The sequence below is a fragment of the Streptomyces sp. NPDC059256 genome, from assembly GCF_042753785.1.
In the GTDB taxonomy this organism is placed as follows: Bacteria; Actinomycetota; Actinomycetes; order Streptomycetales; family Streptomycetaceae; genus Streptomyces.
In genome coordinates this window covers 364,548-382,729 of sequence record NZ_JBHYZO010000007.1, presented here as the reverse complement: position 1 = coordinate 382,729, position 18,182 = coordinate 364,548, and the positions used below count along the sequence as shown (strand labels likewise).

Genomic DNA, 18,182 nt, shown 5'->3' with positions numbered 1-18,182 from the left:
CTGGTGATCCGGCCCGGTCAGGCCGCTGCGACCAGGGAGTTCTTCCATGGCCGGGGTGTCCGCCGACGGAATCGCTCCGGTGGTTTCCTGCCTGTTTACGGTCTGTCCCATGCCCAGCGAATGTGCGCGCGGAAGTATTTCACCCATGCAGATGTATGTGCTCGCCCTCAATCCCACCGATTCGGTCTCCGAGGGCTTCCTCCCCGCCGCACAACGGCTCGGCCTCAGTGTCACCGTGCTGACGGACCAGCCCCAGGCGCACCGCGAGCGTCATCCCGAGACGGAGGTCCTGGAATGCGACGTCCGTGACCACCACGCGGTCATCACCAGGATCTCCACCCACCGCACCCCCGACGCGGTCTTCAGCAACAGCGATCACCTCCAGACCCAGACGGCCCTGGCCGCAGAGTTCTTCGGACTGCCCGGCAAGAGTTGGCAGACCGCGCTGCGCACCAAGGACAAGGCCCAGATGCGGCGTCGTCTCGCCGCCGCGGGCGTCTGCACCGTCCGCTCCGTCGAACTGCCCCCCGGCCAGGACCTCACGGACCCGGCCCCCCTCGGCATCCCGTACCCCTGTGTGCTCAAACCGCGCGAAGGAGTGGCCAGCGAGGACGTGGTCCGGGTCGAGGACCACGACGGCCTCGTCCATCACGCGGGAGCCGTCCGCATCCGCCGACCCGGTGCCACCCTCGTGGCGGAGGAGTACCTCCCCGGTGAGCTCTACACCCTGGAGACCCTCGGCGACGGCGAGCGCCTGCACATCATCGGCGGCTTCCACACCGAGCTCTCCCCGCTCCCCTACTTCATAGAGGAGCGCCTGACGTTCGTCGGCGCCCATGCGCAGCCGATCACCGAGCAGGTGCTCGCTCAGCTCGCCACCCTGGGAGTCGGCTTCGGCGCCTGCCACACCGAGTTCGTCGTCCACGAGGGACGGGTGCGCCTGATCGAAGTCAACTACCGTGCCATCGGCGACCAATGCGACCTACTGCTCGCCGACCTCCTCGGCATACCGTACTTCGACCATGTGCTGCGCACCCATCTCGGCCAGAGCCTGCCCCCCGACCTCGGGGCCCGGGCCGACGGCGAGGCCACCCTCGCCTATCCGTGCGCCGACCGGGCCGGCACCCTGACAGCGGCGCCCGGCCCGACCGACTTCACCGCCGACGGCGTCCGACTGACCTACCGCCCGACCCGCCGACCCGGCGAGCACCACCCACTCCACCACACCAACCGAGACATCCTCGGCATCGTCCGTGCCATCGGTACGGACCGGACAGCCGTCGACCGGGCCGTGGACGACTTCCTCGCCCGGCAGAGCTGGGAGATCACCCCGTGACCGTGACCCGCACGGACATCGACGAAGACCTGATGCTCCAAGTCCTCAACTCCCTGCTGCGCGAAGACGTGGCAGGGCTGCGGAGCCGCACCACCACCGTGAGCGGACCGGACGGCAGCTGGCTGCGGCTCGCCACCACCGACCAGGGCGCCCTCTTGCTGCCCGTCCAGCACAGCGCACCCGGCTACCAGAGCCGCACCGAGGCCAGGCTGCCCCTGCTCCGGCGCGAGGACGACGGCCGGGAACTGACCCGCGCCGACGACATACTCGCCGCCCTCGCCGCACATGCGGACCCCCGGGACCGTGCCGGCTTCACCGCGTTCGCCACCGAAGTCCGGCAGGCCGAGCGCGCCAAGAGACTCCACATGGCCTCCCGCCAGGAGATCACCGCCGCGCTGGTCACCCGCTACGGGCCAAGGCCGGCCACCCAGTGGAGGGGACCCACCGCAGCCCTCGCCTTCGACACGCTCGCCGCCCGTCTCGACCACCCCGTGTACCCGACCGGGCGGGGCCGCGCCCATCTGACCGAAACCGATCTGCGCCGTTACGCCCCCGAGTTCCACCCCCGCTTCCCGCTGCGCTGGCTCGCCCTGCCCCGGGAGGCCATCACCACGCACGGCACGCTCCCCGAGATCTTTCCCGCGCCCTCCGCGGTCGGGCTGCCCGAAGCCAGCGACCGCACGCACATCTGTCTCCCCCTCCACCCGCTCACCGTCGGTGAGCAACTGCGCGGAGCCCTGCGCTCCATGGGCGTGGAAGGACGGGCGGCCCTCGCCCCCCTGGCACGGTTGGAGGCCGTGCCCACGCTCTCCATGCGGACCGTCGCACTGACCGCCACCCCCGGCATCCACCTCAAACTGCCGCTCGCGACCGCCACCCTCGGCCGTCTCAACCGGCGCACCATCAAGCCCGGCACCCTCATCGACGGCGTAGCAGGTCAACGCCTTCTGGAGAGCGTGATCGCGAGGGAGCCACGCTTCAGCCACACCATCCTGCACACCGACGAGACACAGTTCGCCCACGCCGGCCATGAACTCCTTGCCGTCCTCGTGCGGCGGTTGCCCGCCCGACTCGACGACACCGCTGTTGTGCCCCTCGCCGCGCTCCTCGCCCCCGCCCCCGACGGAGGGCTCGTCATCGGGGACCTCGCCGACCACTTCTACCGAGGTGACACGCTCGCCCTCCTCGACGCCCTCCTCACCCTGCTGTTCGACTGGCAGACCACCCTCATCGGATACGGCATCGCCCTGGAGTCGCACCAGCAGAACGTCTCCCTCCTGTTGGACGCGCCACACGGGCGGACCAGGCTGCGCCTGCTGTTCAAGGACAACGACGGCCCCCGCATCCACACCGCCCGGCTGCGGGCCGCCCTCGGTCAGGACGGCCCGGACTTCGACGACCCGCGCATCCACACCGACAGCGACACGCCGATACTCGACCTGTTCACCACCATCACCGTCCACCTCTGCGCGGGGGCCTACGCCTTCGGCCTCGCACGACACGGACACGCACCGCTCGACCGGCTGCTCACCCTCGTACGCGACCGACTCGGCGAAGCAGCGGATCGGCTCGGCACCGGTCCGGGACAACCCGGCGCCCTGCTGCGCACCCATGTCCTCGATGCGGCGCAACTGCCCATCAAGGCCATGGTCACGGCGGGCACCCTGCTCGCCAAGGAAAGATCAGGGGCAACGGACATCAACAAGCACTACGGCACCGGCCCCAACTACCTGGCGCCAAGGAGTGTGCGGCCATGACAAGTACCACGCCCGATCGACCCCCGACACCGGCCGGGCCGCCCGACGGCATGCCCACCGCTGACGAGGCCGTGGCCCACACCCTCCTCAACTGCCTCCTCCGGGAGGTGTCAGGACCGGAGCACCAGACCGCCGTCATCGACGGGCACCTGCTGGTACGGCTGCCCCGGCGCGGGGTGCTGCTCCGGGTGGCCCTGCGTCGCACTTCGCTCCTCGGCGCACACCGCTTCACCGGGCCGGTCCAGGCCCAGTCGGGAGAGAACTGGTCCGTCCTGGACTGGCAGCAACTGGCGGAACACACCCACGCCGAACTCTCCCTGCGCACCGGCGCACGCAACGACGAGTTCCTCGATCAGGTCGCAGCCAGCCACCGGGCGGTTGACGCCGCGCTGACCCGGCACGTTCCCCCGCCGCCCGCCGCCGATGACGACCCGCTCACCCGGTATCTCGCCTCCGAACAGTCCCTCCTGCTCGGCCACCGCTTCCACCCCACCCCGAAGGCTCATGGAGGCGACCAACGGGCCTGGGCCACCTACGCCCCCGAGGCGGGTGCATGCTTCCCCTTGCGCATGCTCGCCGTCCGCGCCCGCTTCATCGCCGAGGAGGCAGCAGAGCCGGGCGCCGCCGACCTCCTGGACCGCCTCCACCCCGTTCCCGAGGGCTACCGCCTGCTGCCGACGCACCCCTGGCAGTACGAACACCTGCGCAACCGACCCGAGGTGCGCGCCGCACTCGACCGCGGCGACATCCTCGACCTGGGTCCCGGCAAACGGGCGTTCACCCCCACCGCGTCCGTACGGACCCTCTACGACGGCCATGCCTTCCTCAAGTTCAGCCTCAACGTCCGCATCACCAACTGCGTACGGAAGAACTCCCACTACGAACTCTCCGGTGCCGTCGCCCTCACCCGGCTCCTCGCCCCCGCCTTCGACGACCTGGCGGCCCGCTTTCCCCGCGCCGGGATGCTGCGGGAACCCGCGTACCGCAGCATCGCGTTGCCCGGCCCCGACGGCCGACCCGACCTCGCCCTGCTGGAAGGCTTCGGCGTGATCGTGCGCGAGGGGCTGGGATCGCGGCTCCTGCCGGGCACCACCCCGCTCCTTGCCGCCGCGGTCGCCGACGAGTACCGCTCCGGCCCGGCCCAGATCTCCCGCCTGGTCGGCAGCGGTCCCACGGCCGCCCTGGAATGGTGGCGGGAGTACCTGGCGCTCCTCGTCCCGCCCGTACTGGCCGCCTACTTCGACCACGGACTCGTCCTCGAACCCCACCTCCAGAACGTCATCGTGTGCGTGGGCGCCGACGGCAGGCCGGCACAGGTACTCTTCCGCGACCTGGAGGGCACCAAGCTCCTACCCGAACACCACGGTGCTGCCCTCGCCGCGCTGCCCTGCGCGGTCGCGGAGCCGATGACCTACGACGCCCGCCGCGGTTGGGACCGGGTGGTCTACTGCCTGCTGGTCAACCACATCTCGGAAGTCCTCGCCGCGCTCGCGGACCTCCATCCGCAGACCGAGGCGGCCCTGTGGGCCCAGGTCCGGCAGACCATCGTCCACTACGCCGACGAGCACGGCTGCCCACCGCGGCTGAGGGCCCTCCTCGCCGGTGTCCCCCTGCCGGCCAAGGCCAATCTGCTGGCGCGGTGGGAGCGTTCGGCGGACCGGGAGGCCGGTTACGTACGGCTGCCGTCCCCCTTGGCGGAGGAGGTTCTCTTCGAGGCGATCCGCGCCAACGCCGATTGGAGTACGCGATGACCACCCCACCCTCCGTACGGGCACGGGTGCGCGCCCTGCCCGCCGATGCCCTGCCCGCCTACGTCTACGACCTCGGCGCGCTGCGCGAGCACGCCCGGGCCGTGAGGTCCGCGCTCCCCTCCGGCGTGGAGATCTACTACGCGGCCAAGGCCAATCCGGACGCCCCGATCCTGACCGAACTGGCCCGCTGGACCGACGGCTTCGAGGTCTCGTCGGGCGGGGAGCTCGCCCATGTGCGCGACTGCGTGCCCGGGGCTCCCCTGGCGTTCGGCGGACCGGGCAAGACGCCGGCCGAGATCAGTTCGGCCCTGCGACTGGGTACCGAGCGGTTCCATGTGGAGAGCGTCCACGACCTGCGGATGCTGGCCGATCTCGCCGCTCGTATCGTTCCCGGCGAGAGCATCGCCGTTCTGCTCCGGTTCAACCTCTCCGTCGCCCAACACGCACTGGAGAACAGCGCCTTGGCGATGGGCGGGCGCCCCACACCCTTCGGGATCGACCCTGCGGAGGCGGACGCAGTGGTCCGTAGCCTGGTCGAGCAGCACCCGCAGCTGGAACTGCGCGGAGTGCACGCGCACCTGGCCAGTGGACTGACGGCTCCCGAACAGTTGGCCGTCGCCGAGGCGGTGGTGGACTGGTCCGCACGGCTCATGGCCCGGCACGATCTCGTGCTGTACGAGGTCAACGTCGGCGGGGGCATGACGGTCGACTACGCCCGACCACAGGACCGCTTCGACTGGCACGCCTACGGTCGGGGCCTCGCCTCGTTGATCGGGCGTCACCCGGGACTGACCGTACGGATCGAGCCCGGGCGGGCCCTGACCGCCTACTGCGGCTGGTACGCCACGGAGGTGCTCGATGTGAAGCACAGTCACGGAGAGGAGTTCGCAGTCCTGCGCGGGGGCACCCACCACTTGCGCACCCCTGCCACCAAGGGGCACGACCAGCCCTGCGAAGTGCTGGCCGTCGACGACTGGCCGCATCCCTGGCCGCGGTCGACCGTCGGTCAGGGGCCCGTCACCCTGGTCGGGCAGTTGTGCACGCCCAAGGACGTTCTTGCGCGGAACGTGGCGGCACCCGGCCTGCGCACCGGGGACCGGGTCGTCTTCGCCATGGCGGGCGCGTACGCCTGGAACATCTCCCACCATGAGTTCCTGATGCACCCCCGCCCGGGGTTCCTCTTCCTCCCCGCTGACGAGGAGACCATGGCCGCCGGGACAGAGCGGTCATCCGAACAGTTGACGACGCGACAGACCGTCATCCGCTAGCGGCCGTTGCCGTTGTCGTAGCCGTAGGTTGCGGTCGACCAGGAGGGAGGAGGGGGCGGAGGCCGGGCGCGAGCCCAGAGCCGGCACGGCCCAAGCGAGGGGACCCCGGCCCGCAACAGGCAGGCACCCCGGCCCGCCATGAAACCCCTCGGTCACTCAGGCCATGGGGAGTCCAGGATGGTCGCGACGAAATCGCCGCGTTCGAAGCCCGGCTCGTAGTGTGCGAGGACATCCGCCTTCACATTTCCGAACGTGGTCTCCGGTCTTGGTCGGATTCCTTCGGTGAAGGCCCCCAGGATCCTTCGTTTGAAGTCCGGGCGAGGATGGAGAGCGACGATAGCTGCACGCTCCGTATCGGTGATCTCGTGATATCCGATACCGAGCACATCGTATTCAACACCCGCAGTGACGAGAGCGACCTCCGGTTCCATGAACTCGGGAATGCCCGGTGTGGTGTGCAGGGCGATGGCTGTCCACACCCGTCGGATGCTGTCCTCGGGTACCTGGTGACTTTGGAGGAATCTGCGGGCCTCATCCGCGCCGTCCACCTCGAAGCGTCTGCCGCTGGCATGGAATCGCTCGCCCAGGCCGAGATCGTGGAACATGGCCCCGATGTAGAGGAGTTCGGGGTCGAAGGAGAGGCCGCGGTTGCGGCCTTGGAGTCCGCCGAAGAAGTAGACGCGGCGCGAATGGTGGTAGATGAGGGAGTCGGTGGTGTCGCGGACCAGCTCGGTCGCCTCTCGGGCGAGGCCGGTGTCCGGGACCGGCACGGTCGGGTGGAGGTCTGCCGGCACGGAGGTCACTTCCTTTCCATGTACGGGCGGGTGGCGAGCCGGGCCGTACGGGTCGCTGGGATCGGGGGGAGTACCGGCCTTGCGACCGGGTACCCGAATCCCAGCTTCCGGGTCCGGGGGCCGGTTTGCGCGGACGACTCACTGATCGACAGCGACTTATCACGCTGTGTTCACCAAAGGGTGGGATGACTGTCGTGATATTCGGGTTGGCCGTGTTCTGCGGGGCCCGTGAGGCAAATGGTGACGGACATCACTCTCTGTTCGGGTGCACGGAATAGCCACTTCGAACGTCTCTATAAGTGCCAGGAATACGTCAACGACCCGCAAGTGTGGGTGTGTTCGCCATATGCATATACGGCTGCTCGGATCGGGGACGTCCGACTGGTAGCCAGGATAGGCAATATGACGGAATGTGATGAGTCAACTACATCGACTCCACGTATTGCTCTCATGAGGCCACGCAGTGGCCACGGAACAGTCCCGTGTGGGCCAGGGAGAAACCATGAAACCGTTCGCGTGGAACTACGCACGTCCGGCAGAACTGGCGCCTGTCATCGACCAGTACTCGTATGACTCCACCCTTCAGTTGAACGTCCTCCCGGACGGCCGCCCCGCCATCATGGACAGGGCGCTGCTGGCGGCGGTCGGCACCACCACGTCCACAGCCGGCTCCGCCACCCACTTCGACGACTGAACCGCGCTGCACGATGACGGTGTTGATCCTGACCTGCGAGCAGGACGTGACGGCGGACATGGTGGTGGCGCAACTCCACAAGCGAGGCGTCCCTCTGGTCCGGTTCGATCCCGTCGACCTGCCGGGTGAAGCCACGCTTTCCGCGGAGTACGTACGGGGGGAGTTCCGTGGCTATCTGTCGATGGGCGGACGCGTGGTGAGCATGGATGGGCTGCGGTCGATCTGGGTCCGTCGACCCGGTGAACCCGCGGCCCATGCGCCCGAACCGTCGGCCTGGCTGTCGGCCGAGAGCGGCCAGGCGCTCTACGGGATGCTGGAGTGCACCCAGGCGCGTTGGATGAACGATCCGTCGGCCGCGGCCAAGGCGCGTCTCAAACCCTGGCAATTGCGGCTGGCGCATCGCAGCGGGTTCCCCGTGCCCGCGACCGTCGTCACCACATACCCCCGGGTCGCCCGACAGTTCGCCGACCAGTACCGGCACGTCGTGGTGAAGGCGGTGTCGGGGAAGCCGCCCAGCGATCCGCCCATGGCGCTGCCCACCAGCCTCGTGCCTCAGGACGCGGACTTCTCCGGTGTCGCCGCCGCACCCACCCTGTTCCAGCGCTACATCGCCAAGAGCGCCGACATCCGGCTCACCAGCGTCGGTGCCGAGTCCTTCGCCGCGCGGAAGGTCGCCGAGCCGGGACAGGTGGACGGGCGGTACGGCGACACCGAGCACACCTGGCGACCGATCGAGGTGCCGGGTCGGGTGGCACGGGCGGTGGCCCGGTACAAGGAACTCGCCGGGCTCGCCTATGGTGCGTTCGACTTCGCCGAGGACTCGGAGGGGACCTGGTGGTTCCTGGAGTGCAACCAGGGCGGCCAGTTCGGCTTCATCGAACTGGAGACCGAGCAGCCCGTTGCGGATGCGGTCGCGGCCTGGTTGGGCGCTCCGGGCGAGGAAATCTCCGCGTGATGGTCGAATGCCGTCCCACGGCGTGGCCCGGACTCCGGTGAGTGCTCCCGCGCCGTCGACGGCCGACGCGGGGGTGCGCACGGTCGAACCCGCGATGGTCGCGGCCCGGACCCACCGGTGCGATGACGGCGATCCGCTGGGTCTGGACCACAGCCTCGCCTATGCGAGTCCCTCACATTCTGCAAAGATTCTTCACTTCGAGTGATCATGGCTTACTCTGAGCGCCTCGCCGGGCCCGAATGTGGGGGGTGCCCGGCCTGAGTTCACGAGGATGCTCATGCTTCAGACCCGTACCATCGCCGTTGCCGCCGCCACGGCGTGTCTCGGCGGGCTCGTCCTGCTGCCCTCGACCGCGCAGGCGGCCACGGGATCGGTTCATCTGTACAAGGTCTACTACGACAGCCCGGGTTCCGACACCCGGACCAACTCCAGCCTGAACGGCGAGTGGGTGCAGATCCGCAACACCACCAAGTACGCCGTCAATCTGAAGGGGTGGACGCTCACCGACGCAGCGAACCACAAGTACGTCTTCGGTAGCTACACCCTGGGCAAGGGCAAGACGGTCACCGTCCGGACCGGCAAGGGCACCAACAGCGCCACCAACCGCTTCCAGGGGCGCGCGGCCTATGTCTGGAACAACGACAAGGACACGGCCACGCTGAAGAAGGCGTCCGGCGCCAAGGTCGACGCCTGCTCGTACAACTCCACCCGGGTCGACTACAAGAACTGCTGACCGCCCAGTCATGGGGAGGGCGCCCGTCCGCTCGATCGGACGGGCACCCGATCCCGTTCACCGTTCAGCAGCAGCCCGACCCCGGTTCCGCCTCTCGGCGTCGGGCGCGCATCCGTTGGAACTCCCGCCGAGTCGGCGCCGGTACCAGCGGATGCTTCTTGCGGTGGCGGGCGCAGTGCCGCTCGTAGGCCGTCTCCCCGGTCAGTTCCTGGAGATACCAGTGCACCCCGCCCAGTGTGCGTTGGGCGGTGTGGAACAGGGAGCGCAGCCGGCCCCTCACTCCCGTCCTCCGACCATCTCCACGGCGGGCGCGTCGAGCCGGGAGGCGACATAGGGCGTCTCGGTCGTCGGCGGCGGGGTGGGAGAGCGCAGGGTGCGCACGCACACCAGCGTCGCGTTGACGATGACCGTCGTCACCAGCACCACGAAGAGGACGATCAGTACGCCGTCGACGGTGGAGTTGGTCACGATGGTGTGCATGTCGTCCATGCCCTTGGCCGGTGGCAGCACGGTTCCCGCGTCGATCGCATCCGCGTACCGGTCCCGTTGGGCGAAGAATCCGACCCGGGGATCGTCCGAGAAGACCTTCTGCCAACTCGCCGTGAATGTGACCGCCACCGTGAAGGCGAGCGGCACACCCGTCACCCAGGCCCAGCGGAACCGCCCTGACTTGATCAGTACCGTGGTCGCCACGGTCAGGGCTACGGCGGCCAACAGCTGGTTGGCGATGCCGAACAGCGGGAAGAGCTGGTTGATGCCGCCCAGCGGGTCGGTGGCTCCGGCGTAGAGGAAGTACCCCCAGCCGGCCACGACCACCGCGCTCGCGAGCCAGATGCCGGGCTTCCAGTGGACCCGGCCCAGGGGCTTCCAGACGTTGCCCAGCATGTCCTGGAGCATGAACCGGCCGACACGGGTACCGGCGTCGACGGTCGTCAGGATGAACAGGGCCTCGAACATGATGGCGAAGTGGTACCAGAACGCCTTCATGCCCTCGCCCCCGATGACATCGGAGAAGATCTGTGACATGCCGACCGCGAGGGTCGGTGCCCCGCCGGTCCTCGCGACCAGGGTGCTCTCCTCCACCGCCTTCGCCGCCGCGGCCAGTTCCCCGGGCGAGATGGTGAAGCCCAGATTGGCCACGGCTTGGGACGCCGACTCGACCGTGGTGCCCAGCACACCCGCCGGGGCGTTCATCGCGTAGTAGAGGCCCGGGTCGAGCACCGCCGCGGCGATCAGCGCCATCACGGCCACGAACGACTCCATCAGCATGGCGCCGTAGCCGATCATGCGGACCTGGGACTCCTTCTCGATCAGCTTCGGCGTGGTCCCGGAGGAGACCAGCGAATGGAAGCCGGAGAGGGCACCGCAGGCGATGGTGATGAACAAGAAGGGGAACAGGGAACCCGCGAAGACCGGACCGTCACCCGCCGATGCGAACGTGCTCACCGGCTCCGCCTTCAGGACCGGAGCAGCGACCACCACACCGACCGCCAGCAGCGCGATCGTCCCGATCTTCATAAAGGTGGAGAGGTAGTCACGCGGCGCCAGGAGCATCCACACCGGAAGGACCGACGCGATGAAGCCGTAGCCGACCAGGCAGAACACCAGAGTGGTCGGGGACAGCGTGAAGGTGTCGGCAAGGGAGGAGTTCTGGATCCAGCCGCCCGCCACGATCGCCAACAGGAGCAGTACGACGCCGATGAGGCTGGTCTCCAACACCCGCCCCGGCCGCATGACATGCAGATAGAACCCCATGAACAGGGCGATCGGGATGGTCATGGCCACCGAGAAGGTGCCCCAGGGCGAGTGGGCCAGTGCGTTCACCACGACCAGCGCGAGCACCGCCAGCAGGATGATCATGATGATGAACACGGCGATCAACGCGGCGGCGCCACCCACCTTGCCGATCTCGTCCCGAGCCATCTGGCCGAGGCTCTTGCCGTCCCGCCGCATCGACAGGAACAGCACGACCATGTCCTGGACGGCACCGGCGAAGATCACCCCGAACACGATCCAGATCGTGCCGGGCAGATAGCCCATCTGGATCGCGAGGACCGGACCGACCAGCGGCCCGGCACCGGCGATGGCGGCGAAGTGGTGCCCCAGCAACACCCGTCGATCGGTGGGCTGGTAGTCCACCCCGTCTTCCAGTCGCTCAGCCGGCGTCGCCCGGGTGTCATCGGGCCGCAGCACACGCGTCACGATGAACCGCGAGTAGAAGCGGTAGGCGATGGCGTACGAGCCCAGGGCGGCGCCGACCAGCCAGACGGCCGAGATCTCCTCGCCGCGCGAGAGGGCGAGCACACCCCAGCACAGGGCTCCGACGACGGCGACGGTCGCCCAGATGAGGATCGACTTCGGATTCGCCCGGGACAGGGGCGTGGTTGACCGGGACACAGTGCTCCTTACGGTGGGGGTGGCACATCAGCACGAGGAACCGGGTGGGCCGCGCCGGGGGAAGGGGACGGCGCGGCGCCGGACGGCGGGCGTCAGGTCATGGATCCGAACGCCGCCGCGTCAGGAGGTGCGCGACGAGCAGCACCAGGGTGCAACCCGGTACCCAGGCGAGCTGGTACCAGTAGAAGAACGGGACTCCGGCCAGGCGAGGCCGGTCCTGTGCGTACCAGGGCACCCACAGGAGGGCGATGACAGGGACGATGAGGCACACGCCTGCCACCGTGCGGCGGACCCTGCCCGGGCCGTCGCGCCGTGGTGGGTGGATGCTTTCCGTCAAGGGTTCCTCCGTCGTTGTCGGCTGTCCGTCCCTGTTTTCCGCCGGTCTGTGGAAGAGTTGCCGGTCCGAGCGGTTTGGTTGACACGGAGTACACACGAACTTGACCGTGGAATTGCTCTCCCTCGGACCGGACGTGCTTCCCGAGCGGCCGGACGACAGCCCAGGCGCATCGCGCGCAGCGAACAGCACGGACGGTGAACGATGACCGAAGGTGCCGTGGCCGCGGCGTTCCTCGCCGTCATCGGCGCGGTGTCGCTGCTGGCGGCGTGGGCCCGACGCTTCCATGTCCGCGACACGCTGCCCTCGCTGGAGGGCTGGGCGCTCGCCGACCGGAGCCTGGGCACCGGATGGACCTGGCTCCTCCTGGGCGGGACCGTCTTCACCGCCTACACCTTCACCGCGGTTCCCGGTCTCGCCTACGGGAACGGCGCGCCCGCGTTCTTCGCCGTCCCCTACACGGTCATCGTCTGCCCGCTCGCCTTCGTCCTCCTTCCCCGGCTCTGGTCCGTCGCCCGGGAGCACGGCTACATCACCGTGGCCGACTTCGTCCACGGCCGGTACGGCTCCCGACTGCTGGCCCTCGTCGTCGCCCTCACCGGCATCCTCGCCACCATGCCCTACCTGGCCCTGCAACTCCTCGGTATCCGTGCCGTCCTGAACGCCGGCGGCATGGACACCTCGGACGCCTTCGCGGTCGATCTGGCGATGGTCGTCCTCTTCGCCGGACTCGCGGTCGCCACCTATCGGTACGGATTGCGCGCCCCGACGGTCATCTCCGCTTTCAAGGGCGTCGCCGTCTTCGCCTCCGTACTGGCGATGGTGTGGCTGGTGCTCGATGGACTCGGCGGGCCTGGCGCGGTGTTCAGCCGGGCTGCCGACCGGCTCGGCGAACAGGGCTCGCCCGGAGCCTCCCTGCTCCTCGCCCCGGACCAGCAGCCCGCGTTCGCGACTCTCGCACTCGGATCGGCGCTGGCCCTGCTGATGTACCCGCATGTGCTCACCGCGGGGTTCGCCGCAGCGGGGCCCACCACCTTGCGGCGGGTCTGTGTGGCGCTCCCCGCCTGGACCGCGGTCCTCGCCCTCTTCGGACTCCTGGGCGTCGCCGCCATCGCTGCCGGGGTGCGCACCCCGGCGGGCAATGCGGAATCCGCCGTGCCGATGCTGGTCGGCGGGATGATGCCGGCCCCGCTGGCGGGTCTGGTGTTCGGGGCCATCACCGTGGGAGCCCTCGTTCCGGCCGCGGTGATGTCCGTGGCCGCCGCGACCTCGTTCGTCCGCAATGTGTACGTCGAATACGTCCACCCGACGGCGACGCCCAAGCGCCAGGTCCGGATAGCCCAGGCGGTCTCGCTCACCGCCAAGGTGGGCGCGATCGCCTTCGTCTTCGGCCTGCGCGATCAGGCGGCCATCAACCTGCAACTCCTCGGAGGCGTCTGGATCCTCCAGATCTTCCCGGCCGTGGCCATCGGCCTGTACACACGTTGGCTCCATGACCGCGCACTGCTCGTGGGCTGGGCCCTGGGCATGGGCTTCGGTACCGTCATGGTCGTACGGGAGGGATTCTCGCCCGTCATACCGCTCGGCCCGAGCGGCCACACCGTCGAAATCTATGCCGGGCTCGCGGCCCTGATCCTCAATCTGGTCGTCGCCGCAGCGGGAACCGCCCTGCTGCGGTGGAGGGGCGTTCCTCAGGGGCCGGATGCCACTTCACTGTCCACAGGGCCATCAGTTCGGCCCCGGCCCGAGACGGGAACGACTTCCCCATGAGACGGACCTTGCGAGCCTCCCGCACGCTCCTGCCACCAGAACCCGCGGTGGCGGTGGATCCGGAGGCTGCTGCGCCCGTGGCCGATCCGATGTCCGCGCCCGACTCGGCCGGGAAGTCCGCACACGACGAACGGGGTGAGCGCGTCCCGGGCCTGCTGCCCGGACAACCGCAGCCCCAGAGCGGGGAGACGGTCGACGCTGCCGATCGAAACCGGGACACGGGTCCACCAGGTCAGCCGCCGGCCGTGGCACCCTCCTCCGCCCGCCATCCCCGAGCGCTCCCGCGCCACGGCACGGGCGAGCCGGAGCGGGAAGCCGCACTCGCCCGCCTCTTCGAGTTGCACTACACCTCGATGCTCCGACTTGCCGCGCTCCTCGGCGCGGACGATCCGGAGAACATCGTCGCCGAGGCGTACTACGAGATCTATCGGAAGTGGCGCAAGCTGCGCGATGCCGACCGGGCCGAGTCCTATCTGCGGTCCGTCGTCTGCAATCTGACGCGCATGCGGATACGCCACCTACAGATCGTCCGCAAGCACGCCGAGACCCCGTTGGCCGAACCGGTGGCCTCGGCCGAATACACGGCCCTGCTCCACGATGACCAGCAGGCACTGATCGTGGCCTTGCAGAAGCTGCCGCCGCGGCAGCGGGAGGCACTCGTCCTGCGCCACTGGATGGGGCTCAAGGAGGGCGAGATCGCCAAGGCCATGGGGATCTCAGCGGGTTCGGTCAAGACGCACACCGCGCGCGGCATCGCCGCACTGACTCAGGTGATGGAGAACCGTCGATGAGCGGCCAGGACACCGAGCCGATGAACATCCCCGGCACCGAGAGGCAACTGCGGGAGGCGATGGAGGCCCTCGCGGGACAGGTCCATCCCGCCCCCGACGCGTACCGTACGGCGCGGGGCGAGTGGCAGCGCCGTGAGCGCCGCCGACGTCTGGTCCTGACGCTCCTGGTGACCGTGGTCTTCACCCTGGCCACCCTCGCCGGGCTGTGGGTGCTGAACTCGGCGCCGCCGGGTTCCCCCGGAATCTTCCACGACGATCGCCCACCGGTTCCGACTTCGCCGGCGACTGTTCCGTTCGCACCGGCCCTACCGGGTACCACGGGAGGGCCTTGAGGAACCGGGTGCCGTACCCCCGACTGCTGCCAGATACGGGCCGGGCAGGGCCGGCATGGCCACCGCTCGCCCCTACGGCGCCTCATGCCGAAGGGGCGACTCCGTTGTGCTCCGTCGTGGCGCTCTCCAACGCGCGGTGGAGGAACTCGGTCGTGAGTCGTGCTCGGCGGGCGATCCACTCGGGTGTCGCGGGGGCCGGGGTGCCATAGCGACGGGCCCTGATGTCCGCGACGACCTCGGCGGGTGCGTCCCACTCGTCGACGAGCAGTTCGATGGCCTCGGCCTTGGTGATCAGTCGTCCGGACTTCAGGGTCTCGGACGCCCGTGCCAGTGCCAACATCCCGAAGTCGACCCAGCCGTCCTGCTGCCACAGTTGAGGCTTGGCCAATGCCTCCCGCCAGGGCCCCCGCATCTCCTCGACGAGGAACGCGGCCAACGCGTCCTGAGTGATGGGTGGGAGCAGTTGGGTGGGTGACGGTCCGTACAGAACCACCCCGAAGAGATGGAGTTCCCTTCGGGTCACCGGTGTCACCGTTCGGTGGAACAACTCCTGATGGGCCCAGGTCAGATGCTCGATGCGGACATCGGTCAACTCGGTCCGGGAGAGATAGCCACAGTGCAGCTTTGCCGCGAGCGGGACCTCCTCGACGAGTCTGCGGTGGAGGAGGTCGAGACTGCCTGATTGCTCCGGGGTGCACCGCCCGTCGAGAACGGCGATCAGATCGATGTCGCTGCTGCCCGGCTGGTAGTCGCCCCCGCCGAGGGAGCCGTGGGCCCAGATCGCAACCGGTGACAGGAGGTCGACCACCTCGCCGATGAATCGGTCGAGCAGGAGTGCGGTGCTGGGGTCGTGGTCTGCCACCGGTAAACCTCTCGGTCGGGATGTGCACGGACGCGTTGCAGCCCCATGCTGTGCCGAGGGCGGCTGATGTCGTGCCGGCCGCTTCCGTTGTTACCACGGAGTGATCACTGCGGTCGAGGCACCTCGACCGATTGTCGGAACGGGCTCGATGAGAGAGCGGGCGATCTTCGTGGAGTCGGGCGCATTTCTCCCGGCGCTTGAAGACAGGGGCGCGGTGTTTTATGCGGGAGGTTTCCCTACGTCCGTGTCGAATCGGGCCAGGATCGGAGCCCCCCATCGTCCTCTCCATGAAGGAACCGAAGCCGACGCGCAGTTGTGGATTCCAGTGAAAGCCGGGTCCGGGGTCGGTTGGGCCTCGTGCCCCAAGGCACCAAGGGTTTCTTCGCGACTCACTTCGACATTCACGAGAAAGGCCCGTGGGCGGTTGGGGCGCAGAACCGGTAATAGCTTGGGTGCGCTCCGTCGATTCCCTAGGCTGGGCGGTGTGAAAGGCCAGTTGGGAGAGCTGGAAGACGCGGTGATGACCCGCGTGTGGCGCTGGAACCGCCCCGTTACGGTTCGGGAGGTCCTGGAAGATCTTCAACGGGACCGGTCCATCGCGTACACGACCGTCATGACCGTGATGGACAAGGTGCACCAGAAGGGCTGGCTCCGCAGGGAGCTCGAAGGGCGGGCATTTCGCTACAGCCCGGTCTCGACCAGGGCTGACTACGCAGCCACCCTGATGAGGGAGGCATGGTCGAAGAGCGACAGCCCTCAGGCGGCGGTGGTCTCCTTCGTTGCGATGATGTCGCCCCAGCAGCGGGAAGCTTTTGACAGTGCCCTGCGCGCCATCGAAGTGCGGGAGGGTGCTCCTGGCGAGAAATAGATGCTGCCCTCTGGGAGATGGGCTTGGATCAAGAGGCTGAAACTGTTCGGTCCCGTGGGTTTGATACCCCGCGGTCTGAGGCGAATAGCTGTCGTGGGGGACCGGAATGCGGTGGTTGAGGACAGCGTTGGAGTTTCTTCCCTCGTGAGGGGCTTTCTCTCTGGGGAGCCCCCTTGAAGTCGATGGATGAAATCTCGCCTGTTTGACCTAGCGACAGATGGTCGGGCGCTGGGAAAACGGGCGGTGAAGCGGCGCCTGTTGAACGGCTTCTGTAGGTAGATTCAGCCACTGCCGTATCGGTGATGCATAGGTCTGAGTGGGGAGTCTGAGTAGGGAGTCTTCCTTCGGCGTTGCGTCAGATGGTGTTTTCAGTGCCTTCCGGGCCCCGCTCGCCGACGCGCACGACCAGTTTTCCCGCCCTTCGGCCCTGCTCCAGGTCCTGGTGGGCCGTTCTGATGTCATCGAACTCGTACACATGCACCGGGCCGAGGGAGAGCTCTCCGGACTCGATCCGGTCCAAGCTGCGCTGGAGGACATCGGCGGGCAGGTCGCCCGCCTCGCCCGCGTAGGCGGTCAGACGCACCCCGCGCGGCAGATAGTCGATCGGATAGAAGTCCTTCACCGTCCATTTGTTCGAGAGCATGCCGGTGAAGCAGACCGTGCCGTGGACGCGTGTGGCGGCCAAGGTGTCCGGCAGCGTGGGAGTGCCGACGAGCTCCAGCGCGGCATCGACCCCCGGGGGCACCAACGCCCTCACCTGCTCCGCCAGGGCCCCGTCATCGACGAGCGGGTGGTCCACGCCGTGCTCGCGCAGTGCTGTGGTGCGTGCCGGATTACGCGTGGTGGCCAGTACGGTCGCGCCGAAGTCCTTGGCGAGCGCGGTCGCCGCCAAACCCAGGGCGGACGTTCCGCCGCGGATCAGCAACGTGTGTCCCCGCTGGAGATCGAGCCCCGTCGTGAGCGATCCGTGGGCGGTCTGGAGTGTCTCGGGGACCGCCCCGATCACCTCCCAGGGCAGCGCCGAGCGGAAGGGGATGATCTGCGAGCGCGGAACCACGGTGTACTCGGCGTACCCCCCGTCGTAGCTCCTCCCCATCCCGCCCATCATGGTGACGACCTGCTGACCGGCCGCCCACACCCCGTCCGGGTCGTGGTCCACGACTCCCACGGCCTCGATGCCCAGCACTCGGGGGAAGGTCACCCCCTGTGCCAGCCCGAGCCGGGTGTGTAGTTCCGATCGGTTGAGCCCGAAGGCCCGGACGGCGATGCGTACCCAGCCCTGCGGTGGATCGGGCAGCGGCAGCACCCTCAGATGCAACTGGTCCGCAGGTCCGGGCTCGTCGAGGACGACGGCCCGCATGGTCTGTTCCATCACATGCTCCCCAGGGGTCACGGCGGCCCCCATCGTCACCCGGTGTGCGCCGATCGCGGGGACTGCACCGTCTCGACACGCCACCGATGGCCGTAGCGTCCATCGGCGCGCGGGCATCACCCGGGGATCGGGAACGGCGTAGCGCTCGCCCACCCCGTGGAAGACGCG

At 68.6% G+C, this 18,182-nt stretch carries 17 protein-coding genes; 11 read left to right on the top strand and 6 right to left on the bottom strand.

What is annotated here, in order from left to right:
• Positions 1-145: 145 nt before the first annotated feature.
• Genes ACFXJL_RS19170 through ACFXJL_RS19155 form a run of 4 tightly spaced genes read left to right on the top strand, consistent with a single transcriptional unit; the run spans position 146 to position 6,112 of the window.
• Positions 146-1,336 carry an acetyl-CoA carboxylase biotin carboxylase subunit family protein gene (locus ACFXJL_RS19170; RefSeq protein WP_384693883.1) on the top strand — a complete coding sequence of 397 codons (1,191 nt, stop codon included), beginning with the start codon at positions 146-148 and terminating at the stop codon, positions 1,334-1,336.
• 32 nt (positions 1,337-1,368) lie between these two features.
• Complete coding sequence (locus tag ACFXJL_RS19165) at positions 1,369-3,093, top strand: IucA/IucC family protein (RefSeq protein WP_384693967.1); 1,725 nt, start codon at positions 1,369-1,371, stop codon at positions 3,091-3,093.
• Complete coding sequence (locus ACFXJL_RS19160) at positions 3,090-4,844, top strand: IucA/IucC family protein (RefSeq protein ID WP_384693880.1); 1,755 nt, start codon at positions 3,090-3,092, stop codon at positions 4,842-4,844. The genes ACFXJL_RS19165 and ACFXJL_RS19160 overlap by 4 nt, the downstream gene beginning before the upstream one ends.
• Complete coding sequence (locus ACFXJL_RS19155; protein ID WP_384693878.1) at positions 4,841-6,112, top strand: type III PLP-dependent enzyme; 1,272 nt, start codon at positions 4,841-4,843, stop codon at positions 6,110-6,112. Before ACFXJL_RS19160 ends, ACFXJL_RS19155 begins: the two co-directional genes overlap by 4 nt.
• 152 nt (positions 6,113-6,264) lie before the next feature.
• On the opposite strand, the gene ACFXJL_RS19150 is transcribed toward ACFXJL_RS19155, so the two are convergent.
• Positions 6,265-6,906: an HD domain-containing protein gene (locus ACFXJL_RS19150; protein WP_384693964.1), complete on the bottom strand. Its 642-nt coding sequence runs from the start codon at positions 6,904-6,906 to the stop codon at positions 6,265-6,267.
• A 502-nt stretch (positions 6,907-7,408) separates the two neighbouring features.
• On the opposite strand from ACFXJL_RS19150, the gene tgmA reads away from it, so the two are divergent.
• The 3 genes from tgmA (at position 7,409) to ACFXJL_RS19135 (ending at position 9,288) form a co-directional block, all read left to right on the top strand.
• Entirely contained in the window at positions 7,409-7,600 is a 192-nt protein-coding gene (tgmA, locus tag ACFXJL_RS19145) for a putative ATP-grasp-modified RiPP (protein ID WP_329013359.1), read from the top strand.
• A 13-nt stretch (positions 7,601-7,613) separates the two neighbouring features.
• Entirely contained in the window at positions 7,614-8,555 is a 942-nt protein-coding gene (gene tgmB, locus ACFXJL_RS19140) for an ATP-grasp ribosomal peptide maturase (RefSeq protein ID WP_358879764.1), read from the top strand.
• Between the two features lie 277 nt (positions 8,556-8,832).
• On the top strand, positions 8,833-9,288 hold the full coding sequence (locus tag ACFXJL_RS19135) for a lamin tail domain-containing protein (protein ID WP_358879765.1): 456 nt from the start codon (positions 8,833-8,835) through the stop codon (positions 9,286-9,288).
• 64 nt (positions 9,289-9,352) lie between these two features.
• Here the strand turns inward: ACFXJL_RS19135 and ACFXJL_RS19130 are convergent, their stop codons facing one another.
• From ACFXJL_RS19130 to ACFXJL_RS19120, 3 genes are all read right to left on the bottom strand, one after another.
• Positions 9,353-9,568: a YbdD/YjiX family protein gene (locus ACFXJL_RS19130; protein ID WP_384641493.1), complete on the bottom strand. Its 216-nt coding sequence runs from the start codon at positions 9,566-9,568 to the stop codon at positions 9,353-9,355.
• Positions 9,565-11,685 carry a carbon starvation CstA family protein gene (locus ACFXJL_RS19125; protein WP_384693873.1) on the bottom strand — a complete coding sequence of 707 codons (2,121 nt, stop codon included), beginning with the start codon at positions 11,683-11,685 and terminating at the stop codon, positions 9,565-9,567. The genes ACFXJL_RS19130 and ACFXJL_RS19125 overlap by 4 nt, the downstream gene beginning before the upstream one ends.
• Positions 11,686-11,782: 97 nt before the next feature.
• Positions 11,783-12,022 (bottom strand): DUF3311 domain-containing protein, encoded by a 240-nt coding sequence (locus ACFXJL_RS19120; protein WP_384641487.1) that lies wholly within the window; start codon positions 12,020-12,022, stop codon positions 11,783-11,785.
• 201 nt (positions 12,023-12,223) lie between these two features.
• Between ACFXJL_RS19120 and ACFXJL_RS19115 the strand changes: the two genes are divergently transcribed.
• The 3 genes from ACFXJL_RS19115 to ACFXJL_RS19105 all read left to right on the top strand — a co-directional run bounded on the left by ACFXJL_RS19115 (position 12,224) and on the right by ACFXJL_RS19105 (position 14,912).
• Positions 12,224-13,789, top strand: a complete 1,566-nt coding sequence (locus tag ACFXJL_RS19115) for a sodium:solute symporter (protein WP_358879767.1) — start codon at positions 12,224-12,226, stop codon at positions 13,787-13,789.
• A 245-nt stretch (positions 13,790-14,034) separates the two neighbouring features.
• Positions 14,035-14,580 carry a sigma-70 family RNA polymerase sigma factor gene (locus ACFXJL_RS19110; RefSeq protein ID WP_358879802.1) on the top strand — a complete coding sequence of 182 codons (546 nt, stop codon included), beginning with the start codon at positions 14,035-14,037 and terminating at the stop codon, positions 14,578-14,580.
• On the top strand, positions 14,577-14,912 hold the full coding sequence (locus tag ACFXJL_RS19105; RefSeq protein WP_358879768.1) for a hypothetical protein: 336 nt from the start codon (positions 14,577-14,579) through the stop codon (positions 14,910-14,912). Before ACFXJL_RS19110 ends, ACFXJL_RS19105 begins: the two co-directional genes overlap by 4 nt.
• Before the next feature lie 82 nt (positions 14,913-14,994).
• On the opposite strand, the gene ACFXJL_RS19100 is transcribed toward ACFXJL_RS19105, so the two are convergent.
• Complete coding sequence (locus tag ACFXJL_RS19100; RefSeq protein WP_384693868.1) at positions 14,995-15,774, bottom strand: nucleotidyltransferase domain-containing protein; 780 nt, start codon at positions 15,772-15,774, stop codon at positions 14,995-14,997.
• A 484-nt stretch (positions 15,775-16,258) separates the two neighbouring features.
• On the opposite strand from ACFXJL_RS19100, the gene ACFXJL_RS19095 reads away from it, so the two are divergent.
• Positions 16,259-16,642, top strand: coding sequence for a BlaI/MecI/CopY family transcriptional regulator (locus ACFXJL_RS19095; protein ID WP_358879770.1), 384 nt, complete (start codon positions 16,259-16,261; stop codon positions 16,640-16,642).
• Positions 16,643-16,997: 355 nt separating this feature from the next.
• On the opposite strand, the gene ACFXJL_RS19090 is transcribed toward ACFXJL_RS19095, so the two are convergent.
• Positions 16,998-18,014 (bottom strand): zinc-binding dehydrogenase, encoded by a 1,017-nt coding sequence (locus ACFXJL_RS19090; protein ID WP_384693865.1) that lies wholly within the window; start codon positions 18,012-18,014, stop codon positions 16,998-17,000.
• Positions 18,015-18,182: the final 168 nt, after the last annotated feature.

Coding starts and splice junctions, on each gene's coding strand:
- ACFXJL_RS19155 (WP_384693878.1), top strand. CDS start 4,841: ATGACCACCCCACCCTCCGTACGGGCACGGGTGCGCGCCCTGCCCGCC.
- ACFXJL_RS19135 (WP_358879765.1), top strand. CDS start 8,833: ATGCTTCAGACCCGTACCATCGCCGTTGCCGCCGCCACGGCGTGTCTC.
- ACFXJL_RS19160 (WP_384693880.1), top strand. CDS start 3,090: ATGACAAGTACCACGCCCGATCGACCCCCGACACCGGCCGGGCCGCCC.
- ACFXJL_RS19165 (WP_384693967.1), top strand. CDS start 1,369: ATGCTCCAAGTCCTCAACTCCCTGCTGCGCGAAGACGTGGCAGGGCTG.
- ACFXJL_RS19105 (WP_358879768.1), top strand. CDS start 14,577: ATGAGCGGCCAGGACACCGAGCCGATGAACATCCCCGGCACCGAGAGG.
- tgmA (WP_329013359.1), top strand. CDS start 7,409: ATGAAACCGTTCGCGTGGAACTACGCACGTCCGGCAGAACTGGCGCCT.
- tgmB (WP_358879764.1), top strand. CDS start 7,614: ATGACGGTGTTGATCCTGACCTGCGAGCAGGACGTGACGGCGGACATG.
- ACFXJL_RS19090 (WP_384693865.1), bottom strand. CDS start 18,014: ATGGAACAGACCATGCGGGCCGTCGTCCTCGACGAGCCCGGACCTGCG.
- ACFXJL_RS19115 (WP_358879767.1), top strand. CDS start 12,224: ATGACCGAAGGTGCCGTGGCCGCGGCGTTCCTCGCCGTCATCGGCGCG.
- ACFXJL_RS19170 (WP_384693883.1), top strand. CDS start 146: ATGCAGATGTATGTGCTCGCCCTCAATCCCACCGATTCGGTCTCCGAG.